This is a genomic window from Bacillus sp. 0909A (assembly GCF_036765115.1).
GTDB lineage: Bacteria > Bacillota > Bacilli > Bacillales > Bacillaceae > Bacillus > Bacillus mojavensis.
In genome coordinates this window covers 162,521-180,865 of record NZ_JBAIZU010000003.1, presented here as the reverse complement: position 1 = coordinate 180,865, position 18,345 = coordinate 162,521, and the positions used below count along the sequence as shown (strand labels likewise).

The following is an 18,345-nucleotide window of genomic DNA, read 5'->3' as shown; positions in this document are numbered from 1 at the left end:
GAAGGTTTATTTTGTTTCTCCGCGTTTTACCTTGTTGTAGGCTTCATCTAAATGCTGAATCCGCTTCAGGACAACTGAGTTTTTTGTTAGCTGATCCTGCACAAGTGTTGAAACCACAGAACGGTAGTAGCTGTTCATTGCGTGGATCTTATCCTCAGACGGGTTCATTTCAATATGCTGCTTTAAGTTTTCAATAAAATACGGTACAGAAAAAAGTTCAGACATTTCTTTGGCAGCTCCTTTTTCATAAATGTATACGGTGTCATCCCAATCATGTACAATGAAGAAAGGGGAGTGAGCAAGATGGACATGAAACTTCAGCAAGTACAAGTACTAAAGCCTCAACTGACACAGGAGCTCAGGCAGGCCATCACGCTGCTTGGCTATCATTCGGCGGAACTGGCCGAATACATTGATGAGCTCTCACTGGAAAACCCTCTTATTGAACGAAAGGAAACAGACACACCGCCACTATCTTACCATAAAACAAACAAAAACAGGATCAGCAGGCAGGAGGCGGGCCTTCGATTAAGCAATCCGCAAAAAACACTGCAGGATGTCCTCAAACAGCAATCGCTGGATATGAATCTGTCAAACACTGAAAAAAAGATTTTTAATTATCTGATACATTCGCTTGATTCAAACGGATATCTGGAGGAAGATGTGGAGGAGGCAGCCCGGCACCTGTCCGTTTCAGCAGAGGAAGCGGAAGCGGTTCTGAGAAAACTTCAGTCGCTTGAACCAGCGGGCATCGGCGCAAGATCTCTTCAAGAGTGTATCTTGCTGCAATTACAGCGTCTCCCGAGCAGAAATGAACAGGCAGAACTGCTTGTTTCAGAACACTTTGATGTATTTGCGCAAAAAAACTGGAAAGCGCTTTCAAAAGAAACTGGAATGCCGCTTCACACGATTCAGGACATTTCTGATAAAATTGCTGCGCTTCACCCAAGACCCGGCCTTCTGTTTGCCAGTCCGGAGCATGATATGTATATTGAACCCGACATTTTCATCACCGTTAAAAACGGCCACATTACAGCGGAATTGAACAGCCGCTCGTTCCCAGAGATTGAGCTGCATCCGCAGTACAGGCCGCTTCTATCGTCGGGCGCCTGTCAGGATACGGTTTCCTATTTATCTTCGAAATATCAGGAGTGGCGCTGGCTGAGCCGCGCGCTGAGGCAGAGGAAGCAGACGATCACCAGAATTGTAAATGAGCTGACCGCGCGTCAAAAAGATTTTTTCCTGAAAGGGCGGAGCGCCATGAAGCCGCTGACACTGAGAGAGGTGGCTGATTGTCTGGGCCTGCATGAATCAACCATCAGCCGGGCCATTAAAGGGAAAACGATACAAACGCCTTACGGATTGTTTGAGATGAAGATGTTCTTCTCAGGAAAAGCGGAGGCCTCTGGGGATGGCGATACATCCAACTATGCGGTCAAAACGCATCTTGAAGCATTGATTCAGCAAGAGGATAAAACAAAACCCCTCTCAGATCAAAAGCTTGCCGACCTGTTATATGAACAGCACCGCATCCAAATCTCCAGACGCACAGTGGCGAAATACCGCGATCAATTGAACATTCCGTCATCGGCAGCCAGAAAACGGTACAAATAAAATCCTCCCTGTAAGGGAGGATTTTTTTACGGGATCATCCAGCTGAAAAACTGGTGCTGCAAAAAGGTGATGATACAGACGAGCAGCAGCAAAAACAAGCTGTGCTTAATTGTAAAGCGGAAAAGATCCGACTCCTTCCCGGCGAGTCCGACTGCCGCACACGCGACCGCGATCGACTGCGGGGAAATCATTTTCCCGGTGACGCCGCCTGATGAATTGGCAGCGACCGATAGGACAGGGTCCATTCCGACCGATAAGGCCGTTACTTTCTGCAGATTTCCAAACAGCAGGTTAGCCGACGTATCCGAGCCGGTAATAAAGACGCCGAGCCAGCCGAGAACCGGCGAAAAGAAGGTAAACATCGAGCCTGTCAGCGCCAGCGTCATGCCGAGCGTCGTGCTCATCCCCGAGGAGTTGGTGACATATGCAAAACCAACGACCGAGGCGATCGTCAAAATCGGAAATTTCAATTCCTGCAGTGTTTTGCTAAAAACAGCTCCCCAGTCTTTCCACGAAATCGACGTGATGAATTTTGACAGCACTGCCGCAATTAAAATCGCGGTGCCTGCCGAACCAAGCACCTCAAGCTTATACACCGCTTCAATCGGAGTGCCGTCAGCATTGACGATCTGATTGTTCAAAAAAGGCACTCCAGGAGCAAAAGTCAGCTTTTCTCCAATCACATTCAGCCACTTCAAGAAAACGGCTGTGCCTTCGTAATGCCCTGTCAGCGCGGATTTGACCGAAGGAATGCCCCAAACAGAAATCATCACCGTCAGCAGCAGAAACGGCGACCAGGCCTTAAAAATCTGCCCGCCGGTGTAAGCCGGTGCATCAGGGTGCAGTTTTGCCGTTTCAATCGCGGCTGCCGATTCCTTCTCCCCCGCAAACCGGAATGTCTTCTTCGGCTTCCACCATTTTAAAAACACAGCTAGCGCAGCCATCGACACTAGCGCCGACAAAACATCCGGCAGCTCTGGCCCCAGAAAGTTGGAGCTGAGATACTGAACAGCGGCAAAGGAAACACCGGAAACGAGAATCGCTGGCCACACCTCAAAGGCTTTCTTGAACCCGCTCATAATGATAATTAAATAAAGAGGAATAAATACAGATAAAAACGGCAGCTGCCGCCCAACCATCTGTGAAATCTCCATCGCCGAAATTCCGGTAGGCCCTTCAACGGCTGTAATCGGAATCCCAATCGCTCCAAAGGCTACTGGCGCCGTATTGGCAATCAAACAGATTCCCGCCGCATAAAGAGGGTTAAAACCGAGGCCGACAAGCAGTGCGGCTGAAATCGCGACCGGCGCCCCAAAGCCCGCCGCCCCTTCTAAAAAAGCCCCGAATGAGAAAGCGATCAGCAGCGCCTGAAGCCGGCGGTCGTCGGTAATGGAGAGAACCGAGCTGCGAATGATATCAAACTGTCCCGTTTTTACGGTGATTTTATACAAAAAAACAGACGTCACAATGATCCAGCCGATCGGCAGAATGCCGTATACAGCTCCTTGTGTAGCGGACATCAGCGCTTTTTCCGCCGGCATTCCGTAAATCAATACAGCAATCAGCAGCGCGATTCCCAAGGTGGACAATCCCGCAGTATACCCCTTCATTCGTTTAATTGCGAGTGCCCAAAAAAAGAAAATAATCGGTAAAAGTGCGGCAAGTGCAGATAAAAGCAAATTTCCCCCTATAGGCGTATATGCCTGTGTCCATTGCATCCCAAACCCCTCCTTCAAACATAACCAGCTTTTTGTAAGCGGTTTCTAAAGATGATATGATCATCTGATGACTGGATAATAAGACCAGTTACCTAGCATTATATTTTGAAAAAAATCAAAGTACAAGACTTTTTGACGAAATTGTCTAAATCTTTTGGCGGCGCCCAAAAGGGAGTATAATAGATTGTAAACAGCCAGACCTACAAGTTGCGGGGTGAATTACATTGAAATATAAACAGATTAAAACAAAGAAGATATATGAAGAAGTAGCAGATGCATTATTAGAAATGATCAAAAACGGCCAACTGAAGCCAGGGGATAAATTAGACTCCGTTCAGGCGCTTTCCGAAAGCTTTCAAGTCAGCCGTTCAGCGGTGCGCGAAGCGCTTTCCGCATTAAAAGCGATGGGGCTTGTCGAAATGAAACAGGGCGAAGGCACTTACCTGAAGGAGTTTGAACCCGATCAAATTTCTCAGCCTCTGTCAGCCGCACTTTTAATGAAAAAAGAAGATGTCAAACAGCTGCTCGAGGTCAGAAAGCTGCTTGAAATCGGCGTGGCTTCATTAGCTGCCGAAAAACGGACAGAAGAGGATCTCCAAAGCATTTATGCGGCGTTAAAGGAAATGGGTGAGATTGAAACAGACGGGGAGCTCGGTGAAAAAGCAGACTTCGCTTTTCATTTGGCACTTGCTGACGCTTCACAAAACGATCTACTCAAACATCTGATGAATCACGTATCATCATTGCTTCTGGAAACCATGAGAGAAACGCGGAAAATCTGGCTGTTTTCCAAGAAGACCTCGGTGCAGCGGCTTTATGAGGAGCATGAACGGATTTATAATGCCGTGGCTGCCCAGGACGGAGCAAAGGCGGAAGAAGCGATGCTGGCACACTTGACGAATGTGGAAGATGTCCTTTCGAGATATTTTGAGGAAAACGTCCAATAACCGACTCATTTCCCGGGCAATGCTGCTGGTGCATACAAACAATCAAGACTGAGCTGCAATGGTTCAGTCTTATTTACTTTGTGCAGCTTACACTGCTTGACATTTAAGAAAAAGGAAGTAAAATATTTTACTAAAGTGGCCACTGGCATGCTTAAAAATGGAGGCAGATATAATGGCGACAATTAAAGATATCGCACAAGCCGCGGGATTTTCGATTTCAACCGTTTCCCGCGTTTTAAATAACGATGAGAGCCTTTCTGTACCGGACGAGACGCGTGAAAAGATCTATGAAGCCGCAGAGAAACTTAATTATCGCAAGAAAACTGTAAGGCCGCTGGTGAAACACATTGCTTTTTTATATTGGCTGACAGATCAAGAGGAGCTGGAAGATGTCTATTTCAAAACAATGAGATTAGAAGTAGAGAATTTGGCGAAAACCTTCAATGTTGACATGACGACCTATAAAATAAAGGACGGTATTGAATGCATTCCAGCTCATACAGAAGGATTTATTGCCGTGGGCACCTTTTCTGATAAAGAATTAGGGTTTCTCAGAAATCTGACGGAGAACGGCGTTTTTATTGACTCTTCCCCTGATCCCGACCATTTTGATTCGGTCAGGCCGGACTTAGCGCAAATGACGAAGAGAACGGTAAACATCCTGCTTGAAAAAGGGCATAAGAATATCGGATTTATTGGCGGCACGTACAAAAATCCGAACACGAATCAGGATGAAATGGATATTCGTGAAAAAACGTTCCGATCCTATATGCAGGAAAAAGGGATGTTGGACGAGCGCTATATTTTGTGCCACCGCGGCTTCTCCGTCGAAAATGGCTACCGCCTGATGACTAAAGCGATTGAAGCATTGGGCGATCAGCTTCCGACCGCTTTTTTTATCGCGGCAGACCCGATTGCGGTCGGCTGTCTGCAAGCCCTGAATGAAAAAGGCATCGCGATACCAAACAGAGTGAGCGTCGTGAGCATTAATAACATCAGCTTTGCCAAGTACGTCTCTCCACCGTTGACAACCTTTCATATTGATATCAAGGAACTATGTAAAAACGCTGTGGAATTATTGCTTGAGCGAGTGCTGGAAAAACGGAAAACGGTTAAAACGTTATATATGGGGGCTGAATTAATCGTCAGAAAGAGCCTAAATTAAATCATATTTCAAAATGGCTTAGGATGCTAAGTCATTTTTTTGTTAAGTAAAAAGATTTACCGATGTGAGTAAATAGTTTGTTTACACATTTTCTCAGCCGTGCTATATTAATTTTAAAGCGCTTTCATTAAGAGCGAAAGGGTGACATTGATGAAAATGGTAAAAAAGTACACCGGTATCATGCTCTGCGCGGCTGTCAGTTTATCTTTAGCCGCCTGCGGCCCGCAGGAAAGCAGCAGCGAAAAAACAAGTTCAAAGGGCTCGGAGCTTGTCGTGTGGGAGGATAAAGAAAAAAGCATCGGCATTAAAGACGCCGTTGCCGAATTTGAAAAAGAGCATGATGTAAAGGTCAAGGTTGTTGAAAAACCTTATGCCCAGCAGATTGAAGATTTGCGTATGGACGGCCCGGCCGGCACAGGGCCTGACGTGTTGACGATGCCCGGTGACCAGATCGGAACGGCTGTCACAGAGGGATTAATCAAAGAATTAAACGTCGAAAAAGATGTTCGATCGCTCTACACAGACGCATCCATTCAGTCTCAAATGGTGGATCAGAAGCTTTATGGCCTGCCTAAAGCCGTCGAAACAACTGTGCTTTTTTATAACAAAGATCTCATCTCAGAGGACGAATTGCCGCAAACGCTGGAAGGGTGGTACGACTACTCTAAAAAAACGGATGATGGCAGCAAATTTGGATTTTTAGCCTTATTTGATCAAATTTATTACGCGCAAAGTGTCATGGGCGGGTACGGCGGATATATCTTTGGAAAGGATAAGGACGGAAACGATGACCCGTCTGATCTCGGAATCAATAATGAAGGCGCTGTCAAAGGCGCTGAGCTGATTCAGAAGTTTTATCAAGACGGCTTATTCCCGGCCGGCATTGTCGGAGAGCAGGGAATCAATGTACTCGAATCGCTGTTTACAGAAGGAAAGGCTGCCGCGATAATCTCAGGCCCGTGGAATGTAGAAGCCTTTTCAAAAGCGGGCATTAATTATGGCATCACAAAGCTTCCTAAGCTTAAAAACGGCAAAAACATGAGCTCGTTTATCGGTGTCAAAAGCTACAATGTCAGCGCATTTTCTAAACATGCAGAGCTGGCGCAAGAGTTAGCCGTTTTTCTGGCTAATGAAAAGAATTCTAAAAAACGATATGAACAAACGAAAGAAGTTCCGGCCGTTCAATCATTAGCGGGTGACAAGGCGAACATGAAAAGCGAAGCGGCACGGGCGGTCACCGAGCAATCCCGCTTCTCAGAGCAGACGCCGAATATACCGGAAATGAACGAAATATGGACCCCGGCGGATTCAGCATTACAAACGATTGCAACAGGAAAAGCGAACCCAAAAAAAGCCTTAGATCAGGCTGCTGAAACGGCCAAAGGGCAGATAAAGGCAAAGCATAGCGCAAAATAAAGAGAAAAGAAGATTTGTATTGTAAGAGAGGTGAAAACGGTGCAGCATCGTAAAGTCGCTTTGTTACTGTCAATCATTCCGGGCCTTGGGCAATTCTACAACAAACAATGGATAAAAGGCCTCTTGTTTCTCCTATTGGGCGCATCGTTTTTTGCGGTATTTGGAGATTTGCTGAATATGGGGCTTTGGGGAATTTTTACGCTGGGAACAGAAGTGCCGCGGGATAACTCGGTGTTTCTGCTGGCGGAAGGCATTATCGCTGTCATTGTGACATGCTTTGGACTCGCGGTATATTATGTGAATTTGCGAGACGCTTATCAAAGCGGAAAACGGCGAGATGAAAAGAAGCCTATGAGCTCTCTCAAAGAACAATATCAAAATATCATTGCTCAAGGCTATCCATATGTCGTCAGCGGACCATCTCTGTTTATTTTAATTTTCGCAGTGATCTTTCCCATCTTATTCAGCTTTGCCTTAGCTTTTACAAACTATGATTTATATCATTCCCCTCCTGCTAAATTAGTAGATTGGGTTGGTTTTCAAACATTCACTGATATTTTCACTGTTGATATTTGGCGCTCGACCTTTTTTGATGTGCTGGCTTGGACAGTGGTGTGGACACTATGTGCTTCCACTCTGCAAGTCAGTCTGGGGATATGTCTGGCGATCATTGTGAATCAGAAAGACATCCGGTTTAAACGGTTTTTCCGGACCATTTTGATTTTGCCATGGGCTGTTCCCGGCTTTGTCACGATTTTAATTTTTGCCGGTTTGTTTAACGATAGTTTCGGCGCAATGAATCAAGACATCTTGGCTTTCTTTGGCATTGATCCGCTTCCATGGATGACAGATGCGAATTGGTCGAGGCTGGCGCTGATCCTCATGCAGGGCTGGCTTGGTTTTCCGTATATCTTCCTTGTTTCAACAGGTGTTTTGCAATCGATTCCTGAAGATCTTTATGAAGCGGCGACAATTGATGGCGCTTCCATCTTCTCAAAGCTGAGATACATCACGCTCCCGATGGTGTTCATTGCGATGGCTCCGATTATCATTACACAGTTCACATTTAATTTTAATAACTTTAATATTATTTATCTTTTCAATGGTGGCGGTCCGGCTGTAGCCGGATCAACAGCCGGCGGAACAGATATCCTTGTATCGTGGATTTATAAATTGACGATGCAGTCGAGCCAATATTCCCTTGCGGCTGCTTTAACCATTTTATTGTCTGTGTTTGTGATTGCTATTGCATTGTGGCAATTCAGACAGACGAAGTCTTTTAAAGAGGAGGCCTAAGACATGCTGGCAGATATGAAGGTCAGGAAATTTGTGCGGCTCCTTTTCTCTTACTTGTTTTTAGCCTGCATGGCCGTCATCATTGTCTATCCTCTCCTTTGGACGGCAGGCGCCAGCTTTAATCCCGGCAACAGTTTAATCAGTACATCCCTCATTCCGAAGAATCCGACATTTGACCACTACAAAGAATTATTTGCGGGCAAAGAAGGCCTTCAATATGTGCAGTGGTATATCAACTCGATAAAAATCAGCCTGTTTACGATGGCTGGCTCACTGATCTGTGTGACGTTTACGGCTTATGCATTTTCCCGTTTTCGGTTTAAAGGGAGGAAATACGCATTAACACTCTTTTTATTGCTGCAAATGATCCCTCAGTTTTCTGCTTTGATTGCCCTGTTTGTGCTGGCTCAAATATTAGGAATGGTCAATAGCCATTGGCTGCTGATCCTGCTTTATATCGGCGGCCTGATCCCGATGAATACGTACTTAATGAAAGGATATATGGATTCCATTCCGATTGATTTAGACGAAAGTGCAAAAATTGACGGAGCAAGCAGCACAAGGATCTTTTTGCAGATCATCCTGCCTTTATCAAAACCGATGGCGGCAGTGGTTGCGATGAATGGCTTTACCGGTCCGCTCGGAGATTTTGTTTTGTCATCAACGATATTGAGAACACCGGAATCATATACATTGCCCGTAGGCTTATTCAATTTAGTCAATGATGTCATGGGAGCAAGCTATACGACATTTGCGGCGGGTGCCTTGCTCATCAGTATACCGGTTGCCGTCATCTTTATCATGCTGCAAAAGAACTTTGTGTCCGGATTAACCGCAGGCGGAACGAAAGGATAAGAGAATAAGGGGGAGAAAATCATGTCAAAGCTTGAAAAAACGCACGTTACAAAAGCGAAGTTTATGCTCCACGGAGGAGACTACAACCCTGATCAATGGCTGGATCGGCCGGATATTTTAGCCGACGATATAAAGCTGATGAAGCTTTCCCATACCAATACGTTTTCTGTCGGCATTTTTGCATGGAGTGCGCTTGAGCCAGAGGAAGGTGTATATCAATTTGAATGGCTTGATGATGTTTTTGACCGTATTCACAGCATCGGTGGCCGTGTCATTTTAGCAACGCCGAGCGGAGCGCGTCCTGCCTGGCTGTCGCAAACCTATCCTGAAGTGCTGCGGGTCAATGCCTCCAGGGTGAAACAGCTGCACGGCGGACGGCACAATCACTGTCTGACGTCCAAGGTCTATCGTGAAAAAACGCGGCACATCAACCGTTTATTAGCAGAAAGGTACGGCGGTCATCCGGCGCTTTTGATGTGGCATATTTCCAACGAATATGGAGGAGAATGCCACTGTGACCTATGCCAGAACGCTTTCAGAGAGTGGCTGAGAATGAAATATGACAATAGTCTCAAGGCATTAAATAACGCGTGGTGGACACCGTTTTGGAGCCATACATTTAATGATTGGTCACAAATTGAAAGCCCTTCGCCGATTGGTGAAAATGGCTTGCACGGCCTGAACTTAGACTGGCGCCGGTTCGTCACAGATCAAACGATTTCGTTTTATGAAAATGAAATCATTCCGCTGAGAGAACTGACGCCTGATATCCCTATCACAACGAACTTTATGGCTGACACACCGGATTTGATTCCGTATCAGGGGCTCGACTACAGCAAATTTGCGAAGCATGTCGATGTCATCAGCTGGGACGCTTACCCTGTGTGGCACAATGATTGGGAAAGCACAGCAGATTTGGCGATGAAGGTCGGCTTTATCAATGATCTTTACCGAAGCCTGAAGCAGCAGCCCTTTTTATTAATGGAGTGTACGCCCAGCGCTGTCAATTGGCATAACGTCAATAAAGCAAAGCGCCCCGGCATGAACCTGCTTTCATCTATGCAAATGATTGCCCACGGATCGGACAGCATTCTCTATTTCCAATTTCGGAAATCACGGGGATCGTCGGAAAAACTGCATGGTGCGATTGTGGATCATGACAACAGCCCAAAAAACCGTGTCTTTCAAGAAGTGGCAAAAGTCGGGGAGACATTGGAACAGCTGTCTGAAGTCGTTGGAACGAAGAGGCCGTCTGAAGCTGCTATTTTGTATGATTGGGAAAATGACTGGGCGCTTCAGGACGCTCAGGGGTTTGCAAAAGCGACAAAGCGTTATCCGCAAACACTGCAGCAGCATTACCGCACTTTCTGGGAACAGGATATCCCGGTCGACGTGATTACAAAAGAACATGATTTTTCAGCGTATAAGCTGCTGATTGTCCCCATGCTGTATGTAATCAGTGAAGAAACCATTTTGCGATTAAAGAAGTTTACGGCTAACGGGGGCACCTTGGTGATGACGTATATCAGCGGAATCGTCAATGAGCATGATTTAACGTACACAGGCGGTTGGCATCCAGACTTGCAAACGATATTTGGAATTGAGCCGCTCGAAACAGATACGCTGTATCCGAAAGATCGAAATGCTGTCAGCTATCGCAATCAAACGTATGAAATGAAAGATTATGCAACGGTGATCGAATTGAAAGCCGCAACGGCAGAGGGTGTGTATCAGGATGACTTTTATGCGCATACCCCCGCGGTTACAAGCCATCAATATGAACATGGAAAAGCGTATTTTATCGGCGCGCGTTTAGAGGATCAATTTCACCGGGATTTTTATTTAAGTTTGATAAAAGAACTGTCTTTATCTCCGGTTTTTCCGGTTAAGCATGGAAAAGGCGTCTCCGTACAGGCGAGACAGGATCAGCACAGTGATTATATTTTCATCATGAATTTCACGGAACAACAGCAGCTGGTTTCGTTTGATAAGCGTGTGAAGGATATCGTTACCGGAGACATGCTTTCAGGAGACTTGATCTTGGAAAAATATGAAGTGAGAATTGTCGTGAACTCACATTAAGGTGTGCCTCCGCTCGATATGGGCGGGTCTTTTTTTGAAATCACTTACGTGAGAGGGTGGAAATATGAAAAGCAGAATCATCATGCTGTTAGCCGCTGTCATCGTCTGGAGCGGGATCGGAAGTTCGACTGGATATGCTGCGGCAGAGGGGAAGAAATATGTATCGGAGCTTCGTGCGGATGACCTTTTTGTTAAAAAGGTAGCGGGCATGAACAAAGACTTTATCAAAGGAGTTGACGTGTCGAGCATAATCGCTTTAGAGAACAGTGGTGTGACCTTTTACAATGCAAGCGGGAAACGTCAGGACATCTTTACAACCTTAAAGCAAGCAGGCGTCAACTATGTCCGCGTTCGCATCTGGAATGACCCGTATAACGCTCATGGCAATGGTTATGGGGGAGGCAATAATGATGTTCAAAAAGCCATCCAAATCGGAAAAAGGGCAACCGCGAACGGGATGAAGCTGCTGGCAGATTTTCATTATTCCGATTTCTGGGCTGATCCTGCAAAACAGAAGGTGCCAAAAGCTTGGGTGAACTTAAGCTTCGAAGCAAAGAAAGCAAAGCTCTATGCATTTACAAAACAAAGTCTGCAGGCCATGGTCAGGGAAGGCATTGATATCGGTATGGTACAGGTCGGAAACGAAACAACAGGAGCATTTGCCGGTGAAACGGATTGGAGGAAGATGAGTCAATTATTCAATGAAGGTAGCCGGGCAGTCAGGGAAACAAATCGAGACATATTGGTCGCGCTGCATTTCACCAACCCAGAAACGCCAGGACGATATTCATATATTGCTGAAACCCTCAACAAAAACAAAGTCGATTATGATGTATTTGCCAGCTCGTATTATCCATTCTGGCACGGTACGTTACACAATTTGTCCTCCGTACTGAAAGCTGTTGCGGATACGCACGGCAAAAAAGTCATGGTGGCGGAAACGTCATACACCTATACGGCTGAGGACGGAGACGGACATGAAAACACAGCGCCTAAAAGCAGTCAGACGCTGCCATACCCGATTTCAGTGCAAGGCCAGGCAAGTGCCGTGAGAGATGTGATGGACGCAGTGGCAAAAACAGGAACGGCTGGACTGGGCGTTTTTTATTGGGAGCCTGCATGGATTCCGGTCGGCCCGAAGAGGCAATTGGAGAGAAATAAAACGATATGGGAAACATACGGTTCCGGCTGGGCCGCCAGCTATGCAGCCGAATACGATCCTGAAGACGCAGGTAAGTGGTATGGAGGAAGTGCAGTGGATAATCAAGCTTTGTTTGATTTCAACGGACATCCGCTGCCGTCCTTACAGGTATTCAAATACGCGGAAACAGGCCATATCCCGAAAAATCACTGAAAAAATGAAAATCCATGAGGCGTAACAATGCATTGTTATCTCTCATGGATTCTTTTATTTTACATCAATTAAAATAAAACACTCATCATCGTTTTTGGGCTCAGCTTGAAGAGATGAGAGGATTTTGTTTTTCAGTTCAGTTATAGGCAAAACAGGATGATCCTGTAATAAACGGACTAAATAACATGAAGCCGTCGGGTCCATCACACCGTCTGTATACAGAAGCAGCCTTCCGCCGTGTGTATAGTGAAGGGTGTTTGACTGAAACACCGCTTCTTCAAACATCCCGATTGGCGGAGCGGTTGCGTCCAGCGTTGATTGGGTTCCCTTGGCATCCTGCCATAATGCGGGCGGATGGCCCGCGTTGACATAATCAATCCTTTGCCGGTCTGTATCAATGATAAGACAAATAGCGGTGCAATAATGCCTTGCCTCCTCATCGTTTTGAAACAAGCTGTGAAGATGGTAGTCTAACTCTTTCATGACTTTGTCAGGACTGAGCCCCTGCGTCATTAATCGCTGGAACAAAGGATGGAGGGACATGGTAACTAATGCAGAAGAAATGCCGTGTCCCATTACATCAAGGATGATCAAGCCGTAGCGGTGCTCATCGATTTGATAAAATCCATATAAGTCGCCTGATAAGTCACTGGATGCTTTATAATACGATTCAATTTGAATATGATCCGTCATCATCGGTTCGGTCAATGAATTTTCTTGAATCTTCCTGGCCAGTTCAAGTTCTCTTTTTGTATTCGATCTGAATTGCTGATTTTCCTTATTGATCGCGAGAAGCTCTTCTTGTTTCTCCTTCAGCGTCTGCAAAGCATTTTCTAACTCCGCATTTGCTTTCTGTTTGGCGAGCAGTGCTTCCTCGACCTCGTTTCTGGCAATCAGCAGCTCATTTTCATATTCGTTTCGCTTGCGCATCGGAATGACAACGCATTCTGTTACAGCAGCTTCCTGATCCGTTCTCTGAACAGCGTTTACTAGGACCGGGATTTCTTCCCCATTGTTTGTTTCCAGGGAGATGTACATTTCTTCAATGTGTTGCTCCAGCTGCAAAAGCGGAACAAAATAAAGCTGATAAAAAAGCTTTGCAGGAACGGTTAAAAGAGCGTTGATATGCTGGCCGATCACCTGTTCCGATTCGTAATCAAGAATCTTAAGCAAGGTGTGATTGACAGCTAAAATTGTACCCTCTTCAGATAAAGTAAGGAAACCGCATGGTGCATAATTCAATTGTTGATCCATTCAGAGGGTCACCTCTATCCCTTTCGTTCCTAAATCACGTATGCGTTCAAATAATCATTGATCAGCTGTACTGTCTCTTCGGGATGGCTCATATGCGGGCAGTGCCCGTTGGCTTTCATCTGTATGAGTGTGCTGTAAGGGAGATGCTTTTGCATATACTCACCTACTGCTGACGGAGCAATGACATCATTCGAACATTGCAGGATAAGCGAAGGCACGGTCACCTTTGGAAGATCCTTTCGATGATCTGAAAAAAACGCCGCCTTCGCGAATTGCCGTGCGATGATAGGATCAGTAGAACAAAACCGGCTTTCCAGCTCTTCCTTAATTTCTGGACGATCCGGCTGATTCACTACGGTCGCCGCAAAGACAGTTGCCCAGCCAATGTAATTTTTCTCCATCATTTCGATTAACCCAAGGAGCTGCTCTTCCTCAAACCCTCCGTAATACTCAGGCGGATCATTTAAATAGCAAGGAGAAGGCCCCACCATAATCAGCTGTGAAAAAAGCTCAGGACGGCGTAATGATGCAAGCATGCCAATGACAGCCCCGACAGAATGCCCCACAAACACAATTTTTGACAGATCTAAGGCTTCGCAAACATCGATAACATCTTGTGCATAGCCGTCAAGTGTGCTGTAACGATTCATATCATATGCCCGCAAATCAGAATTCCCCGCACCCACGTAATCAAATAAAATCAGCTGATATTCGTCTTCAAAGGCAGGAACTACGGCATCCCACACACTTTGATCACACCCGAATCCAGGTGCAAATACAATTGGTGTTGTGCCGTTCCCCCTCACCTTCACATGATTCCTAGTCAAAATTGATTGATTCATAGTCTGCTCCTTTCAGCCAAAACGACATGAAGATTACTATGTATATCATACCACTTCGGGGTGTGAATTGCGGGCTTTCTATGAAAGTAAATAGGAGTCTTGCAGATAGTGGACATGCGGCATGGAGGGCAGGATTGATGGGAAGATGTAGCGGGAGGATTGCCTGGGTGATGGAAATAATATAAGGCGGTCATATCATCTGAATGTGACAAATGACATTTGTCATCTCATATTCATGACACCCCTTACTAAAAATTATCTGGTCCGGTATTTTACAATTGATGAATGTGGATAAACTTCCGGAAACCCTTCTCGATGGATTCCGCGGATTCGCCGTAACAAGCAATCAGGAGGTGCTCATGAGATGAATGAGGTTGTGTCAGTAAGAAATGTCACAAAATATTTTCAGCAAAAAACAGCAGTGAAGAACATTCAATTCAGCATAGGAAAAGGAGAGATTGTCGCCATCCTCGGCCCAAATGGCGCAGGGAAGACAACAGCAATCTCTATGATGCTGGGATTGCTGAAGCCAAGTGAGGGTGAAATCAAATTATTTAACCGTCAGCCTGATGAAAAACAGGTGCGTCAAAAAATCGGCACCATGCTGCAGGAGGTGAGTGTTATGCCGGGATTAAAGGTCTGCGAAACCCTCGAGCTTATCCGGAGTTATTATCCCCATCCATTATCCATGAAAGAGCTTGTTTCGCTGACAGCACTCACAAAAGAAGATTTGAAAACACCGGCAGAGAAATTATCAGGCGGACAAAAACGCCGTCTGAGCTTTGCTTTGGCACTTGCCGGCAATCCGGAGTTACTAGTATTTGATGAACCGACTGTCGGAATGGACACGACATCCAGGCACCAGTTTTGGACGACAGTGAATAGCTTGGCGGATTACGGAAAGACCATTATTTTTTCAACGCATTATTTACAGGAAGCAGATGATGCCGCACAGCGCATTTTGTTTTTTGCTGAAGGACGGCTTGCCGCAGACGAAACGCCGAAACAAATCAGAGCAAGGATTCAAAAACAGTCTGTTTCCTTTAAGGTTTCATCGGATGAATCATTGGAAAGGCTTTTTCGGCATCCGGAAGTAGAACGAGTGACGCAAAAGCATCAGCGAATCAGCATTCAAACGTCAAATACGGATAAAGTGTTAGCCCTCATCTTTCAAGAACACATCAATGCACGTGATATCCGAATCGAACAAGGAACGCTTGATGAGGCATTTCGACAGCTTGCTGACGGGAACAGGGAGGCGATGTGAGATGAACATGCTGCGGAAACAGTGCATAGCTGAAATGAAAAGGGTGCTCAGGAATAAATATTTTGTGTTTTGGTCGCTTGTTATGCCGATTGCCTTTTACTATCTCTTTACAAACGTAGTGAATACCAATGTCGCTGACAAAGGCGCCTGGAATGCCCATTATTTAATGTCTATGACAACCTTCAGTGTAATGGGTTCGTCTATGATGACGCTTGGAATCCGTTTGGTACAAGAACGGGCACAAGGCTGGTCAGTTTTTATCCGCATCACGCCACTTCCGGATCATATTTATTTGGCGGCTCAGATGATCGGGCAAAGTGTCATTCATCTTTTATCTATTACTGTCATTTTTCTTGCGGGCGCCATCATAAACAGCATTGACTTGTCACTGTTTGAATGGGTGATGAGCGGGCTTTGGATTTTAATTGGCGCATTTCCGTTCTTAGCGTTAGGAACATTAATCGGTCTCATGAGAAAAGTGGAAACGGCAGCCGGGGTCAGTAATGTGCTTTACATGCTGCTGGCGATAAGCGGGGGCATGTGGATGCCGATCGAGGTCATGCCGGACATAATGAAAAACATAGGGCAGTGGCTCCCGTCTTATCATTTTGGGAGCGGAGCATGGGCTCTTGTTCAGGGCGAGCTTCCAACCTGGAAAAATGTTCTGATGTTAATCGCTTATTTAGTGATCTTCATGCTACTATTTAAGTATATAAGAAGAAAACAAGAAGCGGTGTAATACATGAAACTTATAAAATCCATATTCCCCAAGCAATTCGGTTTTTTCCCTTATATCTTTTTAGTGTATACCATTATGCCGTTTCTTTCTTTATTGAGAGAATCGGGCAGCAAACAAGTGCTGGGATATGGCATGCTGCTCCTATTTGTTGTGACATATCGTCAATTGTTTGTCAGTGCGGACAGACCTTCATTTACGTATTGGTTATGCGCGCAAATGGCCATTATTTTTATTTATAGTTTGTTTTATGATATCAGCTATATTTATTTAGGCTTTTTTCCGGCAAACTTTGTGGGCTATTACCGTGAGAAGACGAAGTTTAACCGTGCTTTCTTTGGTCTTGTCTTCATGCTGATATTTCCTTGCGTGTATCATTTTCTGGCGGATTCGGCCTCGATCAGAGAGCTGTTTTCTGTTCTGCCGTTTCTGGTCATTATGCTGATTTCTCCCTTCGGAATTCGTTCTATGTTTCGAAGAATAGAGCTTGAAAAAAAGCTTGACCAAGCCAACGAACATATAAAGGAACTCACCAAAAGGGAGGAACGTGTTCGGATAGCCCGCGATCTTCATGATACACTGGGCCATACCCTCTCGCTCCTCACGTTAAAAAGCCAGCTGATTCAGCGGCTGGCGGCAGCAGATGCAGAACGGACCAAGCTTGAAGCGAAAGAAATGGAAACAAGCTCGCGTGCGGCACTCAAACAAGTTCGTGAGCTTGTAGCGGATATGAGAACGGTCACCATGACGGAGGAGCTAGCCAACATTCGGCACATTTTAAGAGCGGGTAATATTACCTTTCAATACGAAGGGAACGAAGATTTTTCAGACATCTCTCCCGTCACTCAAAATATTGTCAGTATGTGTATGCGGGAGGCAGTGACAAATATCATCAAGCACAGCAAAGCGACCCATTGTGCAGTCACCATTTCTCAATATGCCGACAAAATGACCGTTCTCATACGGGATGACGGAACAGGAGCGGTGAAGGAGAAGATGTTTGGGAATGGATTGAGGGGAATGGAAGAGCGGCTGATGTTTATTGACGGAGAGATGACTCTTACAAACCATAACGGAACGGTGTTGACACTGACGATTCCGCTCATTAGAAAGCAGAATGATAGGAGGACGAAATAGATGATTCGTCTGTTTATTGCTGAGGATCAGCGAATGCTTTTAGGCGCTCTGGGATCCTTGCTAGACCTGGAAGAGGATATGAAGGTCATCGGACAAGCGTTAAATGGGGAAGAAGCGTTAAGAGCCATTCTCAGGCTGGAGCCGGATGTCTGCATCATGGACATTGAAATGCCGGTTTACAGCGGGCTGGAGGTTGCAGAGGAGCTAATGAAAAAAGGCTGTAAAAGCAAGGTCATTATTCTGACAACCTTTGCCCGACCAGGATATTTTGAACGCGCCGTCAAAGCCGGCGTACACGGGTATCTTTTAAAGGATGGGGAAATCGACGATCTGGCAGATGCCATACGAAAGTGTGTAAAGGGTAAACGGGTCTTCAGCCCGGAGCTGACGTTTAATATGATGCGAGACGAAAATCCGCTCACAGTAAGGGAGCAAGAAATTCTGCGGCTGGCAGCTTTAGGAAAGACAACAAAAGACATCACACTTGAACTCTATTTATCTCAAGGCACAGTCCGAAACTATATCTCAGAAATCATCCAAAAACTGAATGCAAAAAACCGGACAGAAGCGGCTAGTATTGCTGAGGAGAAAGGATGGATCTAATGAGGAACCTGGTGAATCATACATAACCAGGTTCCTTTTTGTTTATATGGTTATTTTTG

16 protein-coding genes are annotated in these 18,345 nt (G+C 45.6%); 12 read left to right on the top strand and 4 right to left on the bottom strand.

Annotation, left to right across the window (positions count from 1 at the left end; translation table 11 throughout):
* Positions 1-6 precede the first annotated feature (6 nt).
* Positions 7-225, bottom strand: a complete 219-nt coding sequence (yvfG, locus tag V6D42_RS11145) for a protein YvfG (protein ID WP_010331943.1) — start codon at positions 223-225, stop codon at positions 7-9.
* Between the two features lie 78 nt (positions 226-303).
* Between yvfG and rpoN the strand changes: the two genes are divergently transcribed.
* On the top strand, positions 304-1,614 hold the full coding sequence (rpoN, locus tag V6D42_RS11140) for an RNA polymerase factor sigma-54 (protein ID WP_333513263.1): 1,311 nt from the start codon (positions 304-306) through the stop codon (positions 1,612-1,614).
* Between the two features lie 26 nt (positions 1,615-1,640).
* On the opposite strand, the gene lutP is transcribed toward rpoN, so the two are convergent.
* Positions 1,641-3,332, bottom strand: coding sequence for an L-lactate permease LutP (lutP, locus tag V6D42_RS11135; protein ID WP_333513262.1), 1,692 nt, complete (start codon positions 3,330-3,332; stop codon positions 1,641-1,643).
* A gap of 224 nt (positions 3,333-3,556) precedes the next feature.
* On the opposite strand from lutP, the gene lutR reads away from it, so the two are divergent.
* From lutR to V6D42_RS11100, 7 genes are all read left to right on the top strand, one after another.
* Entirely contained in the window at positions 3,557-4,279 is a 723-nt protein-coding gene (gene lutR, locus V6D42_RS11130) for an L-lactate utilization/bacilysin biosynthesis transcriptional regulator LutR (protein WP_326328806.1), read from the top strand.
* A 172-nt stretch (positions 4,280-4,451) separates the two neighbouring features.
* Entirely contained in the window at positions 4,452-5,444 is a 993-nt protein-coding gene (locus V6D42_RS11125) for a LacI family DNA-binding transcriptional regulator (protein WP_333513261.1), read from the top strand.
* A gap of 150 nt (positions 5,445-5,594) precedes the next feature.
* A complete protein-coding gene (locus V6D42_RS11120; RefSeq protein WP_333513260.1) occupies positions 5,595-6,860 on the top strand; it encodes a sugar ABC transporter substrate-binding protein in 1,266 nt (421 codons plus the stop codon).
* 39 nt (positions 6,861-6,899) lie between these two features.
* Positions 6,900-8,156, top strand: a complete 1,257-nt coding sequence (gene ganP / locus V6D42_RS11115; protein WP_010331937.1) for an arabinogalactan oligomer ABC transporter permease GanP — start codon at positions 6,900-6,902, stop codon at positions 8,154-8,156.
* A gap of 3 nt (positions 8,157-8,159) precedes the next feature.
* A complete protein-coding gene (gene ganQ / locus V6D42_RS11110) occupies positions 8,160-9,011 on the top strand; it encodes an arabinogalactan oligomer ABC transporter permease GanQ (protein ID WP_333513259.1) in 852 nt (283 codons plus the stop codon).
* Between the two features lie 18 nt (positions 9,012-9,029).
* Positions 9,030-11,093, top strand: coding sequence for a beta-galactosidase (locus V6D42_RS11105; RefSeq protein WP_333513722.1), 2,064 nt, complete (start codon positions 9,030-9,032; stop codon positions 11,091-11,093).
* Between the two features lie 64 nt (positions 11,094-11,157).
* Entirely contained in the window at positions 11,158-12,447 is a 1,290-nt protein-coding gene (locus V6D42_RS11100) for an arabinogalactan endo-1,4-beta-galactosidase (RefSeq protein WP_333513258.1), read from the top strand.
* 54 nt (positions 12,448-12,501) lie between these two features.
* Here the strand turns inward: V6D42_RS11100 and V6D42_RS11095 are convergent, their stop codons facing one another.
* Both V6D42_RS11095 and V6D42_RS11090 read right to left on the bottom strand, forming a co-directional pair.
* Entirely contained in the window at positions 12,502-13,701 is a 1,200-nt protein-coding gene (locus tag V6D42_RS11095) for a SpoIIE family protein phosphatase (protein WP_333513257.1), read from the bottom strand.
* A gap of 29 nt (positions 13,702-13,730) precedes the next feature.
* Positions 13,731-14,543 (bottom strand): alpha/beta fold hydrolase, encoded by an 813-nt coding sequence (locus V6D42_RS11090; protein ID WP_333513256.1) that lies wholly within the window; start codon positions 14,541-14,543, stop codon positions 13,731-13,733.
* Between the two features lie 364 nt (positions 14,544-14,907).
* Between V6D42_RS11090 and V6D42_RS11085 the strand changes: the two genes are divergently transcribed.
* From V6D42_RS11085 to yvfU, 4 genes are read left to right on the top strand one after another with little or no spacing between them, the layout of a single operon-like run.
* On the top strand, positions 14,908-15,810 hold the full coding sequence (locus tag V6D42_RS11085; protein ID WP_333513255.1) for an ABC transporter ATP-binding protein: 903 nt from the start codon (positions 14,908-14,910) through the stop codon (positions 15,808-15,810).
* Position 15,811: 1 nt separating this feature from the next.
* Entirely contained in the window at positions 15,812-16,549 is a 738-nt protein-coding gene (locus V6D42_RS11080; RefSeq protein WP_333513254.1) for an ABC transporter permease, read from the top strand.
* 3 nt (positions 16,550-16,552) lie between these two features.
* Positions 16,553-17,683, top strand: a complete 1,131-nt coding sequence (locus tag V6D42_RS11075; protein ID WP_333513253.1) for a sensor histidine kinase — start codon at positions 16,553-16,555, stop codon at positions 17,681-17,683.
* Positions 17,684-18,286 carry a two-component system response regulator YvfU gene (gene yvfU / locus V6D42_RS11070; RefSeq protein WP_333513252.1) on the top strand — a complete coding sequence of 201 codons (603 nt, stop codon included), beginning with the start codon at positions 17,684-17,686 and terminating at the stop codon, positions 18,284-18,286.
* Positions 18,287-18,345 lie beyond the last annotated feature (59 nt).